General features: G+C 49.3%; 12 protein-coding genes. 4 read left to right on the top strand and 8 right to left on the bottom strand.

Annotated features, from left to right (window positions below; translation table 11 throughout):
* Window positions 1–4: 4 nt before the first annotated feature.
* From dapF to lptM, 3 genes are all read right to left on the bottom strand, one after another.
* A complete protein-coding gene (dapF, locus tag BKE30_RS02365; protein WP_076877064.1) occupies window positions 5–883 on the bottom strand; it encodes a diaminopimelate epimerase in 879 nt (292 codons plus the stop codon).
* A 45-nt stretch (window positions 884–928) separates the two neighbouring features.
* A complete protein-coding gene (lysA, locus tag BKE30_RS02360) occupies window positions 929–2,176 on the bottom strand; it encodes a diaminopimelate decarboxylase (RefSeq protein WP_076877063.1) in 1,248 nt (415 codons plus the stop codon).
* A gap of 66 nt (window positions 2,177–2,242) precedes the next feature.
* The gene (gene lptM, locus BKE30_RS02355) at window positions 2,243–2,455 is read right to left on the bottom strand and encodes an LPS translocon maturation chaperone LptM (protein WP_076877062.1); all 213 of its coding nucleotides are present in this window, start codon (window positions 2,453–2,455) and stop codon (window positions 2,243–2,245) included.
* A gap of 456 nt (window positions 2,456–2,911) precedes the next feature.
* Between lptM and BKE30_RS02350 the strand changes: the two genes are divergently transcribed.
* Together BKE30_RS02350 and BKE30_RS02345 are read left to right on the top strand one after the other, a co-directional pair.
* Window positions 2,912–4,441, top strand: coding sequence for an FAD-dependent oxidoreductase (locus BKE30_RS02350; RefSeq protein ID WP_076877061.1), 1,530 nt, complete (start codon window positions 2,912–2,914; stop codon window positions 4,439–4,441).
* Between the two features lie 352 nt (window positions 4,442–4,793).
* On the top strand, window positions 4,794–5,717 hold the full coding sequence (locus BKE30_RS02345) for an MBL fold metallo-hydrolase (RefSeq protein WP_083698395.1): 924 nt from the start codon (window positions 4,794–4,796) through the stop codon (window positions 5,715–5,717).
* A gap of 86 nt (window positions 5,718–5,803) precedes the next feature.
* Here BKE30_RS02345 and BKE30_RS02340 read toward each other — a convergent pair whose 3' ends face one another.
* Window positions 5,804–6,283 carry a nuclear transport factor 2 family protein gene (locus BKE30_RS02340; RefSeq protein ID WP_076877060.1) on the bottom strand — a complete coding sequence of 160 codons (480 nt, stop codon included), beginning with the start codon at window positions 6,281–6,283 and terminating at the stop codon, window positions 5,804–5,806.
* A 246-nt stretch (window positions 6,284–6,529) separates the two neighbouring features.
* Window positions 6,530–7,936, bottom strand: a complete 1,407-nt coding sequence (gene cycA / locus BKE30_RS02335) for a D-serine/D-alanine/glycine transporter (RefSeq protein ID WP_076877059.1) — start codon at window positions 7,934–7,936, stop codon at window positions 6,530–6,532.
* Between the two features lie 314 nt (window positions 7,937–8,250).
* Between cycA and radA the strand changes: the two genes are divergently transcribed.
* On the top strand, window positions 8,251–9,657 hold the full coding sequence (radA, locus tag BKE30_RS02330) for a DNA repair protein RadA (protein WP_076877058.1): 1,407 nt from the start codon (window positions 8,251–8,253) through the stop codon (window positions 9,655–9,657).
* Window positions 9,658–9,864: 207 nt separating this feature from the next.
* Entirely contained in the window at window positions 9,865–10,845 is a 981-nt protein-coding gene (locus BKE30_RS02325) for a Tim44 domain-containing protein (RefSeq protein ID WP_076877057.1), read from the top strand.
* Between the two features lie 141 nt (window positions 10,846–10,986).
* Here BKE30_RS02325 and BKE30_RS02320 read toward each other — a convergent pair whose 3' ends face one another.
* The 3 genes from BKE30_RS02320 to BKE30_RS02310 all read right to left on the bottom strand — a co-directional run bounded on the left by BKE30_RS02320 (window position 10,987) and on the right by BKE30_RS02310 (window position 15,040).
* The gene (locus BKE30_RS02320) at window positions 10,987–12,246 is read right to left on the bottom strand and encodes an oxygenase MpaB family protein (RefSeq protein WP_076877056.1); all 1,260 of its coding nucleotides are present in this window, start codon (window positions 12,244–12,246) and stop codon (window positions 10,987–10,989) included.
* A gap of 225 nt (window positions 12,247–12,471) precedes the next feature.
* Window positions 12,472–13,788 carry an adenylosuccinate synthase gene (locus BKE30_RS02315; RefSeq protein ID WP_076877092.1) on the bottom strand — a complete coding sequence of 439 codons (1,317 nt, stop codon included), beginning with the start codon at window positions 13,786–13,788 and terminating at the stop codon, window positions 12,472–12,474.
* Window positions 13,789–13,876: 88 nt separating this feature from the next.
* A complete protein-coding gene (locus BKE30_RS02310) occupies window positions 13,877–15,040 on the bottom strand; it encodes an ATP phosphoribosyltransferase regulatory subunit (protein ID WP_076877055.1) in 1,164 nt (387 codons plus the stop codon).
* Between the last annotated feature and the right edge of the window lie 151 nt (window positions 15,041–15,191).

Here is a 15,191-nt window from a genome sequence, read left to right as displayed (position 1 = left end):
TGGTTTATTGTTCCTCATGCTGCTCGGGAACATAAAAATCGTAGGGATTGAAAGTGCCTTCAAAGGTAGTTGCTGTCGGCCCAGTCATCCAGACTACTTCATTGGGTTGCCACTGAATTAATAAAGGCCCACCCGCCAGATAAACACGAACTTCCGGGTCAAGCAGGCCCCGGCGAATACCACTGACCGCTGCTGCACAGGCACCCGTACCACAGGCCAGTGTTTCACCCACGCCACGCTCAAACACCCGCAGGCGCACCTCGCCCCGGTTGACAATCTGCATAAAGCCAACATTCACCCGTTGCGGAAAACGTTCATGCGATTCCAGTGCGGGGCCAAGCTTTTCAACCGGTGCTTTAAGGACATCATCCACCAGCAGCACGGCATGCGGATTGCCCATATTGACGACATCGAGCGCTACTGTCTGACCCAGCACCTCGACCGGATAGGTATCCGGCAATGGCTTGTTTGGCAACATTTCAGCCTTAAACGGAATATCGTCTGGCAGAAAACGCGGCTCGCCCATATTGACGCGTACCCACGCATTGCTATTGATCTCCGGCTCTACCACACCGCTGTTGGTTTCTACCCGGATTTTGGCTTTTTTGGTTAAATGACGTTCATGCACAAAGCGGGCAAAACAGCGCACGCCATTGCCACACTGCTCCACTTCCGAACCATCGGCATTAAAAATGCGGTATTTGAAATCCACATCGGGCCGCTCCGGGGCTTCCACAATCAGCAACTGGTCAAAGCCGATGCCAAAATTGCGGTGTGCCAACCGGCGAATTAGCTCAGGATGCAGCGGCATGCGCTGGGTGACCAGATCGATCACCATAAAGTCATTGCCCAGACCATGCATCTTGCTAAATTGAATCCGCATTGTGTTCTCCGTTTGGTATTGCCGCATTCATTCTTTAAAAAGCTGTTATTCAGGCAGGCAGCTTTCCAGTTGCCACAAGTCTTGCAGGGTTTCACGCTGGCGTACCACATGCACATCACCGCCATCGACCATGATTTCAGCAGCACGCGGGCGGGTATTGTAGTTGCTACTCATCACAAAACCATACGCCCCGGCGCCCATTACGGCCAGTACATCACCTTCTTGCAAGGACAACTCACGTTCCTTGCCTAAAAAATCCCCGGTTTCACAAATCGAACCCACCAGATCCCATTGCTGGCTATCTTGCTCGCGCGGGGCGGCAACCGGCACAATGTTCATCCAGGCCTGATACAGCGACGGACGAATCAGGTCATTCATGGCAGCATCAATCACAGCAAAATTACGGTGTGCCGTAGGCTTGAGCAAATCAACGGTGGTGAGCAACACGCCTGCATTGGCACTAATCGCCCGGCCCGGCTCCATATAAACTTTTAAGCCCAGTTTGCTTAAGGCGGGTTGCAGGCTTTTGGCATACTCAGCAGGGCTTGGCGGGGTTTCATCGTTATAGCGCACGCCAAGTCCGCCCCCAATATCCACATGCTTAAGGTCAATACCCAGTTTTTTCAACTGTTCAATCATTTGCACCACTTTGTCCAGCGCATCCACAAAAGGCTGGGTGGTGGTGAGCTGTGAACCAATATGGCAATCAATGCCAACCACCTCAAGCCCTTGCAGGCTGGCAGCATATTGGTAGGTGTCATACACCGTATCGCTGGGCACGCCAAACTTGTTTTCTTTGAGGCCAGTGGAAATATACGGATGGGTTTGTGCATCCACATCGGGGTTAACCCGTAAGGATACCGGGGCTTTTAGGCCCAGACGCTGTGCCACGCGGTCAATGCGTGCCAGTTCGGCATAGGATTCCACATTAAAGCAGGCAATGCCCACCTTAAGCGCCTGTTCAATTTCATTTTCAGTTTTGCCCAGCCCGGAAAAAACCACCTTGGCCGGATCACCACCCGCAGCCAGCACCCGTGCCAGCTCACCGCCACTCACAATATCAAACCCTGCTCCCAAACGCGCCAGCACATTCAGTACGCCAATATTGGAGTTGGCCTTAACCGCAAAACATACCTGATGGTCAATAAAAGCAAATGCCTCATCAAAGGCCTTATAGTGCTGCTCGAGGGCGGCCCGTGAATAAACATATAACGGGGTGCCGTGGGCTTTTGCAATTTCTGCCAGTGATACCTGCTCGGCATGCAATACACCTGCAATACGCTCAAAACTCATGGGTTACCTATTTTTTTCTAAAAAACCAAATGAATAAATACTTTAAAACCGGTTAAAACTACGGGATTAATTGGTGACTGTGGTGCCCGGCTCATCTGAAAAATCAGTTTGCGGGTTGGGAGGCACTTCGCCATTGGCCTTTTTGGGCTTAATCAAATAAATGGCTTTACTGTCTTTGGCAGCATGATCAGAAGGCAGGATCAAAGGGCCTTTTTGCCCACAGGCGGCCAGCCCAAAAGCTGTCAGGCAAAGCAAGGCAACGGGAAAGCCTATGCGCATGGTTATTCCTTAAAATAATTCTAAAATTGCGCATTAGTATAACCCAAGCAAAATGCATAAATACGGGTTTTTCAGCAAAGCAGTTTATTGCAACGCCAGCAGACTAGATTGCCCTGCCTTGGACACAACCTTTATAAATAAAGGGCGATTCAAACCATAGCCTTGTGGCCATGCCTAACAAAATACTTGCTTTCATAAAATAACCAAACTTACAGAGTTTGACAGGGAAAGCGCATTTTGTTGACTGAAAAACCGGGCCAGTTCTTTTAAAACTATATCACTTATGAAATTGGCAACGTCCCGAATTTAATCAAATTAAGGTCTGGTTTGAAAGCAGCATTTTACTGGATCAGCGTGACCACCATTAGTTTAAACCCTAACCCGATAATGCCCAGGTATCCGCTTTGCCAACTCCTTTAGGACAGGCAAGCCAAACCCAGGTACAGGAGTATCACGATGCATGATTCAAATGGCGCAACAACGTCACTCTGGCAGGATGTTCAGGCGAAAATCCCGGCAAATGGACAACAGGCTCCGGATATGACCGTTGATGTCTGTATTGTGGGCGCTGGCATTAGCGGCCTGTCTGTAGCCTATATGCTGAGTCAGGCGGGCAAAAAAGTGGTGGTATTGGATGATGACCCGATTGGCGGCACTATGACCTCGCGCACCACGGCTCACCTGTTTAGTGCGCTGGATGACCGTTTTTACAAGCTTGAGCGCCTGTTTGGTGAAACCGGCAGCCAGCTTGCTGCCGAAAGCCATACCCGTGCAATTGATAAAATTGAAGAAATTGTCCTGCATGAAAATATTGACTGTGAATTTAAGCGCGTCGATGGCTATTTGTTTTCGCATGATACCAAAGACAGCCATGAGCTGGACAAGGAACTGGATGCAGCCCTGCGCGCAGGCATGATGGATGTCAAGAAAGTAGAGTATCCACCCCAGCAACCACAACTTGGGCCAGCCTTGTGCTTTCCGCGTCAGGGTCAATTTCAGCCGCTGGCTTATGTGGCTGGGCTGGCCAAATCCATTCAGGCTAAAGGCGGATTGTTGTATGACAGCACACACGTAACCACCATTCAGGATGACGACAGCCAGCCTTATGTAGAAACTGCGCACGGCACCACGATCAAGGCCAGACACATTGTGGTGGCAACCAACAGTCCCATGCATAGCCGGGAATTTTCGCTAAAACAGGCCCAGTACATGTCCTATGCCATTGGCATCCGTATTCCACCCAACAGCTATACTCCTGCCTTGTACTGGGATACAGCGCGTGAATACCATTACATTCGCTGTGCCTCAAGCCCGCAAGGTAAGGACGATATTCTAATCATTGGGGGTGAAGATCATAAAGTTGGACAGGATTCACAGGCAAGCCAACACTTTAGTAACCTGCAACAATGGGCCAAGCAACACTTTCCCTTTATTGAAGAAACTGTCTACAAATGGTCTGGCGAAGTGATTGAACCCATGGATGCGCTGGCCTACATTGGTTTAACCCCACGGCAAAAATCGGTATACATGATTACTGCTGATTCTGGTCATGGTATGACCCACGCTACCATTGGCGGCATGCTGATTACCGACTTGATTCTGGGCCGTGAAAATCCATGGACTGAACTGTACGACCCTTCCCGCCACAATATGCATCCGCAATCGCTGGCATCCATGATGGAAGAAGGCTTAAATGCCAACCTGCAATATGGCGATTATTTGCGCCCGGGTGCTGTTAAGTCTGCCGATGAACTGTCCAATGGACAGGCAGCGGTAATTCAGGATGGCCTGCGCAAGATTGCCGTCTATAAGGATGACGAGGGACAGGTGCATCAGTGCAGTGCCATTTGTACCCACTGGAAAGGCGTGGTGCGCTGGAATGAAGCTGAAAAAACCTGGGACTGCCCGGTGCATGGCTCGCGCTTTAATGCCTGTGGCAAGCTGATTCAAGGACCAGCCAATAGCGACCTTGCGCCGATTGAGTAGGTTTTATTTGACCAAGCAAGCTTTTACCATGGTTTTTTTTCACAATTACGTAGCCTCCAGCCATCTTGATACGCTTAATGAATGGAGGCTACGCTGGTTGAGCTTCCTTTGATAAGCTTCATTTGATGAGCTTGTCCAACATGGCAAAACCAGACTTTTAAAAGAGGCTTAAAGGTTTTTTAAATACACTGCCTAACTCAATTAACATCCTTACACCCAAGCCAGCCGATCTTGTGCTGGCTTTTTTATATTTGAAAAATCATGAATGCTGAATTGACAGTGAACTATGCTATAACAGGCCATGCGCTGATATCCATTTTAGATTATCAGATGAAGTACAACAGGGATTGTAATGTCTATTAAAAACAGGTTAGCCAAAAGCCGGTCCGGCAGCACCAGCAAGAAAAAAACCACCTTAAGTCGGTTACTCAACCAGCCGGATTCCAGCTGGTATACACCAGTGGCAAAGTCGTCAAAAAGCACACTTGAAATCCTGTATCTGGGTACAGCAGGTTTTGTGCTGAAAAGCCACAATCGGACTATTGCACTTGATCCGTATATTAGCCGCCCCTCACTATGGACTACCCTCACCCAGCCTTTAGAGCCAAATACTGCCCTGATTGAACAGCTTATTCCCGAAGCAAACGATGTGCTGATTGGCCACGCGCATTATGACCATATTCTGGATGCGCCGCAGCTTTGTCACGCGACTGGTGCGCGCCTGATTGGTTCTACGGCTACTGTAATGGTTGGCCGCGCGGCAGGTTTACCAGAAGAGCAACTGGTTGAAACCCAAGGCCGTGAAACTATTGACTGTGGAAGCTGGCAAGTACGCGGGTTGCCATCGGTACATGGCAAGGCAGCGTTTGGCCGCATTCCATTGCCAGGCGACATGACAGCGCCACCGCCATGGCCGCCACGCTTTTACCACCTCAAGCATGGACTGGTTTTAAACTGGCTGGTGGATACGGGCAACCTTAAGGTGATGCATATTGACTCTGCCGATTTTATTGAAGAAGAACTGGCAGGTATGCAGGCAGATATCGTATGCCTGTGTGCAATTGGTCGCCATTACCGGCCCAATTATGTGAAAGACGTGGTGCGTTTGCTGCAACCCAAATGGATTATTCCCTGCCACTGGGACAGCATGATGACCCCCATTCATGACACACCGGACTTGCTGCCACAAGTTGATATGCCGGGCATGATTGCGGAAATCCGCGCTGCTGGCTGTGAACCTGTGGTCATGCCGATTCTGGGCAAAGCATGGTTTTAGTCAGCATCCGGTAACTGGTTTTCAATCACAGCTATTCAAAAGCCAACAGGAAGCTGGCTTTATTTTATTTAAAAATTACGTTGAACTTATAGCCCCAGCGCTGACAAACCTGGGTGGTCATCAGGGCGTCGTCCCAGCGGCCAGTGAAACTTGCGTTCATTGTTGTTAATTGGCACATCATTGATGCTGGCGTAGCGCTTTGTCATCAAGCCATTTTCATCAAATTCCCAGTTTTCATTGCCATAAGAGCGAAACCAGTTACCCGAGTCATCATGCCACTCATAAGCATAACGCACAGCAATCCGATGGTCGTTAAAGGCCCACAACTCCTTGATCAGGCGGTATTCCAGTTCCTTGGCCCACTTGCGTTGCAGAAACTGGCGTGCATCTTCACGGTTATGAATAAACTCAGCCCGGTTACGCCACTGGGTATCTAAACTATAAGCCAGCGCGACTTTGGCAGCATCGCGGCTATTCCAGCCATCTTCTGCCATACGTACTTTCTGGATTGCTGTGTCAAAGCTAAAGGGCGGCAAAGGATGCCGGATTTCTTCAGGCTGCTGCATGGTTTTTCTCATTTAAATTGAGTTTTATATCACTGTGTTAATTAGATTAATTGACCATTGAAGTCAAATATTTGTTTTGCCAATATCTTTTGCAGTTTACAGCTTTGGTACTTTGCCCAAGGTCTTTTCCTACAAGTGCAGCAAAAATAACTGAACCATTTTTAGCCCAGTAAAAAAGCCAGCATCACGCTGGCTTTTAGCTTCACACTACCTAGTTATGTAATTTACAGGTTTAGGACATGCGTTTTAGGCCTGCTTTCTTTTCATTACCAGATAACCAATCGCTAGAATGATCAGCCAGATTGGGCTAACAATCAGTGACTGACGGGTGTCCGGCTCCAGAATCAGGATGAATACGGTAAAGATAAAGAAGGCAATCACGGTATAGCACATGGCAATCCCGCCAGGCATCTTGAACTTGGACGCTTCATGCAACTGCGGGCGGGTCTTGCGGTACTTGATATACGACAGCAGCACAATAATCCATACGCAGATAAACAAAATGGTGGACAGCGTGGTGACCAGTGTAAATGCTGTAATGGTATTGGGCACAAAATACTGAAGCAAAGCACCAAACATAATCAGTACGCAGGAAAATACCAGGCCATTGGCAGGCACGGCAACACGGGACAAACGCTCAAAAAAGCTGGGCGCCTGCTTGTCTTTGGCCAAACCAAACAGCATGCGGCTGGTGGAAAAAATACCGCTATTCATGGATGACATCACCGACGACAGTACCACCAGATTCATGACAATAGCTGCCACTGGAATACCTGCCAGCAGGAACAGTTCTACAAACGGGCTTTTGTCCGGCACGACTGAGCGCCAAGGCGTTACCGACATAACCACTACCAGCGACAATACATAAAACAGAATCACGCGAATGGGAATGGAGTTAATGGCTTTTGGTAAATTACGCTCTGGATCTTTGGTTTCTGCCGCAGTCGTTCCCACCAGCTCAATGCCCACAAAAGCAAAAATGGCAATCTGGAATCCCGCCAGGAAACCTTTTAAACCATTGGGAAACATGCCGTCATCTGTCCACAGGTTACTTAAGGAAGCTACCGATCCACCGGGCGATGTAAATGCTGTCAGTACCATATAAAGCCCGGCACAAATCAGCGCGACAATGGCAACAATCTTGATTAGGGCAAACCAGAACTCAACCTCGCCAAACAGCTTGACGGTAAGTAGATTAAGGCCCATTAAAAACAGCACACAGCCTGCACTGATTGCCGCGCCACCCAATGGGGTAAACTGCGTACCATCAGGCAGCCAGAAGGTCAGGTAATTGACAATGGCTGTCAGGTCGGCAATACAAATGGACACCCAGCACAGCCAGTATGTCCAGCCGGTAAAAAACCCGGCCCACGGCCCCAGCAGGTCATAGGCCATATCCACAAACGACTTGTATTGCAGATTGGACAGTAACAACTCGCCCAGTGCCCTCATCACGAAGAACACCATCAGGCCAATAATCATATAAATAAAAATAATGGACGGGCCAGCAAGGCTAATGGTCTTGCCGGAACCCATAAACAGGCCGGTACCAATCGCGCCACCAATTGCAATAAGCTGTAAATGACGGTTCTGTAATTTACGCTGCAAATGGTCTGGCGATGACTGGCCAACGGCATCATCGTTCGACATCATGAAAAATTTCCCTAATTTTGTTGTGTCTTACCCAAGCAAAATATATTCCTGAATGACAGCCTGCTGAAAAAACAGCACATGGTTTGTTATCACCACTATAATGCTGGCGCTTGCAGATCCCTGATGGTTGTAAGACAAAAATAAGCCTGCCCATTTAACAATGAAGTGCCCGGCGATACAACCTGCCATACGACACATTGATCAATTTTATCGCGGGGTTAAAACGTCAGATCACGACGCATTTTGCATTAAAATCCATTTTTGCAGACTAAAACCCGCTAAAATAAGCCTCATTTATTAAAACAACGGACACAATGAGCAAAGTCAAAACCCAGTACGCTTGCCAGCAATGTGGCACCACACATCCCAAATGGTCTGGTCAGTGCAGCGATTGCGGCGAATGGAACTGTCTGGTTGAAAGCAAGTCAGAACCAGCCTCAACCCATCGTGCCAAAGCAGGCATCGTGGCGGGCGGCTATGCAGGACAAGCCAGTAGCGTGACCAAGCTTAATAAAATCAGCATGGCCCGTGAAACCCGCCTGAGCACTGGCATCAGTGAGTTTGACCGGGTACTGGGTGGCGGGCTGGTCACAGGCTCTGTGGTGCTGATTGGGGGTGACCCGGGCATTGGCAAGTCCACCATTTTGTTGCAAACCATGACCCATATGGCAGAACAGGCAGGCAAAGACACTGAAAGCATTACACGTGCCCTGTACGTGACAGGTGAAGAATCGCTGTCACAGGTGGCCTTGCGCGCACAGCGTCTGGATTTGCCTACCCATCATTTAAGCGTGATGGCCGAAACCTGCGTAGAAACCATTTGCGCCACGCTGGCACAGGAAAAACCGGCAGTTGCCGTACTGGATTCCATTCAAACGCTGTATACCGAAAGCCTGCAATCAGCACCGGGTGGCGTGGCACAAATCCGTGAATCGGCAGCCCTGCTCACCCGTTATGCCAAAAATTCCGGGACGGCCCTGTTTCTGGTGGGCCACGTGACCAAGGAAGGTGCATTGGCGGGGCCACGCGTGCTGGAGCACATGGTGGATTGCGTGCTGTATTTTGAAGGAGAGTCTGATTCGCGCTTTCGCATGATTCGCGCGGTTAAAAACCGTTTTGGTGCGGTCAATGAGCTGGGCGTATTTGCTATGACTGATCGTGGCCTGCGTGAAGTGCCCAATCCATCGGCTATTTTTTTAAGCCGTTATGATGAAGCCATTCCCGGCAGTATTGTGATGGTCAGCCGTGAAGGTACGCGCCCGTTACTGGTAGAAGTACAGGCCTTGGTGGATGATGCGCATGGCCAGCCACGCCGGGTAGCACTAGGGCTTGACCAAAACCGCTTGGCCATGTTGCTGGCTGTGATGCATCGGCACGGTGGCGTGCAAACTACGGGACAGGATGTATTTGTCAACGTGGTGGGTGGTGTTAAGGTCATGGAAACCGGTTCTGACCTTGCCGTATTGCTGGCCGTGGCTTCAAGCCTGCGTGGCAAGGCCCTGCCCCAGCATCTGGCAGTTTTTGGCGAAGTGGGCTTGTCCGGTGAAATCCGTCCGGTTCCCAATGGACAGGAACGCCTGCGTGAAGCGGTCAAGCATGGCTTTAAAACGGCTATTGTGCCGCGTGCCAACATGCCGCAACAAGTGGTTAAAGGCCTCAATGTCATTGCTGTTGGCCGCCTGCATGAAGCACTGGATGCCGCCTTGCAACTGGACAGTTAAATCCGCTGTTACATTCCTCCCAATCCATTGTTTACAAGACTTGAGCCAGTATTTAGACGGTGCTTAATTGCGTGATATTTCATTACTTTTAAGGCTGGCTTAATGCATTTCAACAACAATTCCAGCCATGGTGTTTACTTGAAATTTAACAGCAGACACTCATTAACGGTTTATCACTTGATGATTTAATAAAGCAGGAAATTGCAGATGCAAATCAATAAGCATGGTGTCGTGGCAGCATTGATGATGACAACCTTGTTTTTATCACCGCTTGCTGAAGCAAAACGCGTGGGCGGTGGTAAGAGTTATGGCATGAGCCGCAGCAATTCATCGTCCAGCAGCCAAAGCTATAACCAGAATCGTCAGAATGCTGCCCCTGTTCAACAAGGTACTGCCCAGCCACAGCGTTCTGGCCCCGGTGTAGGTACAATGGTTGCTGCGGGTGTGGCGGGTGCAGCGGTAGGGGCTGTTGCGGCCAATGCGATGGCAAATAACAATGATCCAACCACCTCTGCTGATGCAGCAACAGCGCAACAGCAGAATGCCCAGACAGCACAGGCTGAGCAAAAAAGCAGTTTTAACTGGTTGTGGATAGCGATTCTGGCCATTGGTGCATTTTTCCTGTTTAGACGTTTGTCTGCCAGAAAAGCGGCGGCCCGCAACAGTAACAACCCATTTGCGCCCAATAGTGCCGGGCCTTTTGGCCGTAGCAATGCCAGCCCGGCTCCTGCACCACGACCATTTTCCAGTGGTGGTGACAGTACCAATATTTTTGGGCAAAGCGTGGGTACAGCAGCAGGCGGTGCCTATAGCTCCAGTGGACAGCAACTGCCGGATGGAACTGAACCGGCGGCATTTTTGCGTCAGGCCCGTGCCAAGTTCCTGCACTTGCAGTCTATGAACAGCAGCAGCAATGTAGAAGAAGTGCGTCGCTACTTTACCCCTGAGATGTACGCTGCGGTACGCAATGAAATTCTGTCCAACGATGATCTGGCTGAATTTCCACAATTAAATGCGCAGGTTGTCGACAGTGGTACCGAAAATGGCCAGTATTTTGCCAGTGTGCAGTTTAGCGGAACGGTGAGTGAAACCTTAAATGCCCAAGCTGTTCCGTTTAGCGAAACCTGGCACTTTGTTAAGCCATTAAATGGTAACGAATGGCTGGTGGCTGGTATCCAGCAAAACTGATGTAAAAACCAATATAGGGTTAGATCAAATCCATGGGTCTAACCCTACTGATCTCAAAAGTGTTTAGAAAATAAGGGTTCTGAAAATGCAGCGCCCTTTTTTTATACCTTTAGAAATTAATAATGTCATCAATATGAGAGTTTAAGCCATGCGATTGGCTGGGTGTGCGCTAGTGGCTTTAAGGAGTGTCTTGCCATGTTCACCATAGCGTGCCAATGCATTGTGCTGGGCACGCCGCCCCCGTACAATTTGCTGTGGGCTTAGCTTTTTGTTGGTTAACCAGCGGGTATTAAAATAAATCAGGTTATAAGGCAAACTTAGTAGCGGATAAAGCGCGGGAATATTATCCGGCAGGCCCAGTTGCCGCATGGATTTTTTTCCACTGGCCAGTAAAAAGTAGCGGCTATAGCTTAAATGCTTAAAATAATCCATTTTTTGTTGCCATTCCCCAAAGTAGCGATACTGACGCTCCAGCGGTTCCAGCGATAGTGCCTTACCCAGTTCCTGACAGGTCCAATCCGGCTCAGGATGCATAAACTGCATCTGGTACAACGCAATCAATCCCTGTTTTTCAGTGTCGTAAAGCCACGCTTCATCAATCCCCATCAGCCAGCCCATATATTTCCATAAATGCATAACGGCCTTTGCTTCCTGTGCAGTGGCAAAAATCCCAAGGCTACGCAGCCCGGTTAAAAATAATGCACTAAAAGCCAAGTTGGTTGCAGCCATGTCCAGCTGGCAAATGGGCAGGCCCATATCCTCATTGTTCCAGTCCTCCCGTTTGGACAAATAGTGCCTGACCATCGCATGAATAAAACGGACATGCAGTGTGGACTTCCAGCCTGCCGCCTGCCTTTTCCAGCCTTGCTGCGCAGTACAGTCCATCCACCAGCGCGTGGTTTCGGCCAGCCGCTGTGCAGCACCCTTATTAAGTGCCCCGGTTTTAATCAGCACCTGATTAAATGCAGCCAGTAAATAGCCACCCATCAAGGCCGCATCCCGCAATACAATCTGGGCATTTTCACCAGTGGCCTGAATAAAGCGCACTGCTTCTTCCAGTAAAGTTTCATCCACCCAGTGTGGCACGGCTTCTACCTGCTGAAAAAACTGCTCAAGCACTGCCGGACAGTTTTCAATCGTTGCAGTGCCTTGTTCCAGCGCCTGCATAAAAAGTTTACGCCGCGCTGGTACGTTGTCCTGCAATATCCACTGTACCACTTCATCCATTAAGGCATCACCCTGCCATAATGCCTGCATCATGTTCTGATAATCCTTAGCCTGTGGCTGAATATGGGTCTGCGTAACGCCTTCCAGCAGCTTAAGCCACCATTGTTTATGCGGTAGATGTTCAAACGGTTTTACCCGCGCTGGATAATGTAACGGCAATTGTTGTGTTTGCATGGTTTAATTCCTGCTGAGCTTAGATATACCATAATACGAATGTTTATTCTTATTCAATTCGCGTTTATAAATTTATTTTTTAGTGTGGTTTGTACAATGTAATAAATAAGGAAAATAGTAATTTCAATAAAAAATTTTAAGGCTGTTATAGATTGAGTTGCATGAAAACAGGAATATAAAAAAAGCCCTGAATATCTCAGGGCTTTTTAAAATTATTGTATTAAATCAGCCAAATGGATGACGCAAAATAATGGTTTCTGCACGATCCGGACCAGTAGAAATAATATCAATTGGACAGCCAACCAGTTCTTCAATCCGCTTGATATAGGCTTGCGCATTGGCTGGCAGTTGGTCTACTTGAGTGGCACCTACAGTTGTTTCTGTCCAGCCCGGCATAGTTTCATATACAGGCTTCATATTTTCAAAAGAAACTGCATCACTGGAACCCGCACAACCGCAATCAGTTGCTTCATAGCTGGTACAGATTTTCACCTCTTCCAGCCCGTCCAGTACATCCAGTTTGGTCAGGCAAATTCCACTTAAGGAATTGACTTCGACTGCACGGCGTACCACGACTGCATCAAACCAGCCACAACGACGCTGACGGCCCGTAGAGGCACCGATTTCATTCCCAACCACGCCCAGATGCTTGCCAATGGCATCACCCACATCGGTTTTGGCGTCCCATACCAGCTCGGTTGGGAACGGGCCTGCACCCACACGGGTGGTATAGGCTTTGGTAATGCCCAGCACATAATCCAGAAATAACGGCCCAACGCCTGTACCGGTGCTGACACCGCCAGCCGTAGTGTTACTGCTGGTCACATACGGATAAGTCCCATGATCAATGTCCAGTAAGGAGCCTTGCGCGCCTTCAAACATCAGCGGCTTACCCTGCACCCGGTAATCATGCAAAATGGCCGTTACATCAGCAATAAGCGGTTTTAACTGGGCAGCCCAATCGGTGCATTGCTGCAACACAGTATCAAAATTTACCGCTTCAACACCATAATACTGGGTCAGGCGGAAATTATGATATTCAATCACTTCCTTAAGACGGACAGCGAACTCATCGCCACCACGAATCATGTCAGCCAGACGCAGGCCACGGCGGGCAACCTTGTCTTCATACGCCGGGCCAATACCACGCCCTGTGGTACCAATCTTGGCATTGCCCCGCTTGATTTCACGTGCCTGATCCAGCGCAATGTGATAAGGCAAAATCAGTGGGCAGTTCGGGGAAATACGCAGGCGCTCTCGCACTGGTACACCCTTGGCTTCCAGTGTTGCCATTTCTTTTAGCAATGCATCTGGTGCCAGCACCACACCATTGCCAATCAGGTTGAGTACATTGGCACGCAAAATTCCTGAAGGAATTAAATGCAAAACCGTTTTTTCACCACCTACGACAAGGGTATGGCCTGCATTGTGCCCGCCCTGATAGCGTACGACGGCTGCGGCCTGATCGGTTAGCAAATCAACGATTTTGCCCTTGCCCTCATCGCCCCACTGTGTACCAAGCACAACGACATTCTTGCCCATATCCGCCTCATTACCTATATAAAACTGTTGCTCAGGCTGCATAAACACGCAGCAGGCCTAATACTAAAATTAACTTAAATATTAATACTTAAACTGACTGGCGCTGCCATGCCGTCCCATTATGTACCAAACGCTGACTGGCACGACTTTGCTGGTCCTGTTCATTCAATGCCTGAATCACCACAAAACCATCCTGACGCGCCTGCTCAATGGCAGCCTGCAAGTCAGGTTCCTTGCCCAGTGGAGCCAGCATTACTGGTGTATCACTGGCTGGATTAGCCTGTGCCAGTACATACAAATCACAGCTAAAACCGGTTGCCGCACGCTCACGGCCAAAGGCGATACCAATGCCATCATAACGTCCACCCTGTGCCAGTGGCACAGCACGGTTTGGGCCATAAACCGCAAACATCAGGCCTGTATGGTAGTGATAACCCCGCAGCTCTGCGGCATCAACACCCACATTAATCGCTGGCCAGTACTGCTGAATATGCGCTTGCGCCTGCTCCAGTACATTCAATGCCTGTTGCAGGGTTGGGTCAGCCAGTACCTGAGCAGACAATTGCTGCTTTAAGGTGCTTAAATCATTGCCATAGCGACCCAGCACATAAAAGTCCTGACCCAGATTTAGCGTTTGGGTATATTCAGCCAGCTCGGGAATTGCCTTGCGCTGATACAGATCGGTGAGTTCAGCTTCCTGACTATCGGTTAAGCCAGCAATGCGGGCAAGGTTTCTAAATATGCCCACATGACCCAGATCCAGATGCAATTGATGCTCAAAACCAGCCTGTTTTAACAGGCTTAGCATTAAGTCTGCCATTTCCAGATCAGCTTCCGGCCCTTTACAGCCAAACAGTTCTGCCCCAAGCTGTAGTGGCGCGCGCGATGCAGACAGGCCCTGTGGCCGGGTATGCAATACTGTCGCGGCATAGCAATAACGGGCAATACCCTCAACTGGCCTAACATGCGCGTCAATACGGGCAACCTGTGGGGTAATGTCAGCACGCACACCCAGCAGGCGGCCAGAAATCTGGTCAATCAGCTTGAAGGTGACCAAGTCCAGGTCACTGGTATTGCGGTTTAGCAGGGATAGGGATTCGACGTACTCGATAAAAGGTGTATAAACCAGTTCATAGCCACGACTGGCCAGAGATTCAAGTAAACGACGACGAAGCTGTTCAATCACTTGCGCCTGTTCCGGCAGCACATCGGCCACCCCGTCAGGCAATAACCAAGTTTCTGAAACTGGCATGGTAAAACCTATTTGATAGTTGGGCTAATGCCAAAAAGTGGCATCCCACACGAAAAAAAATCGGGCTATTTCCCGACGTCGGCAAGTCTAGCACGAAGCAAAAATGGTTGCACGCCTGTCTGCCGGGCAAAGCAGCAGAAAAATGCTCAAA

Source organism: Alkanindiges hydrocarboniclasticus (assembly GCF_001982605.1).
Classification (GTDB): domain Bacteria; phylum Pseudomonadota; class Gammaproteobacteria; order Pseudomonadales; family Moraxellaceae; genus Alkanindiges; species Alkanindiges hydrocarboniclasticus.
The sequence above is the reverse complement of the archived record's forward strand: the minus strand, read 5'-3'. Positions and strand labels throughout refer to the sequence as shown.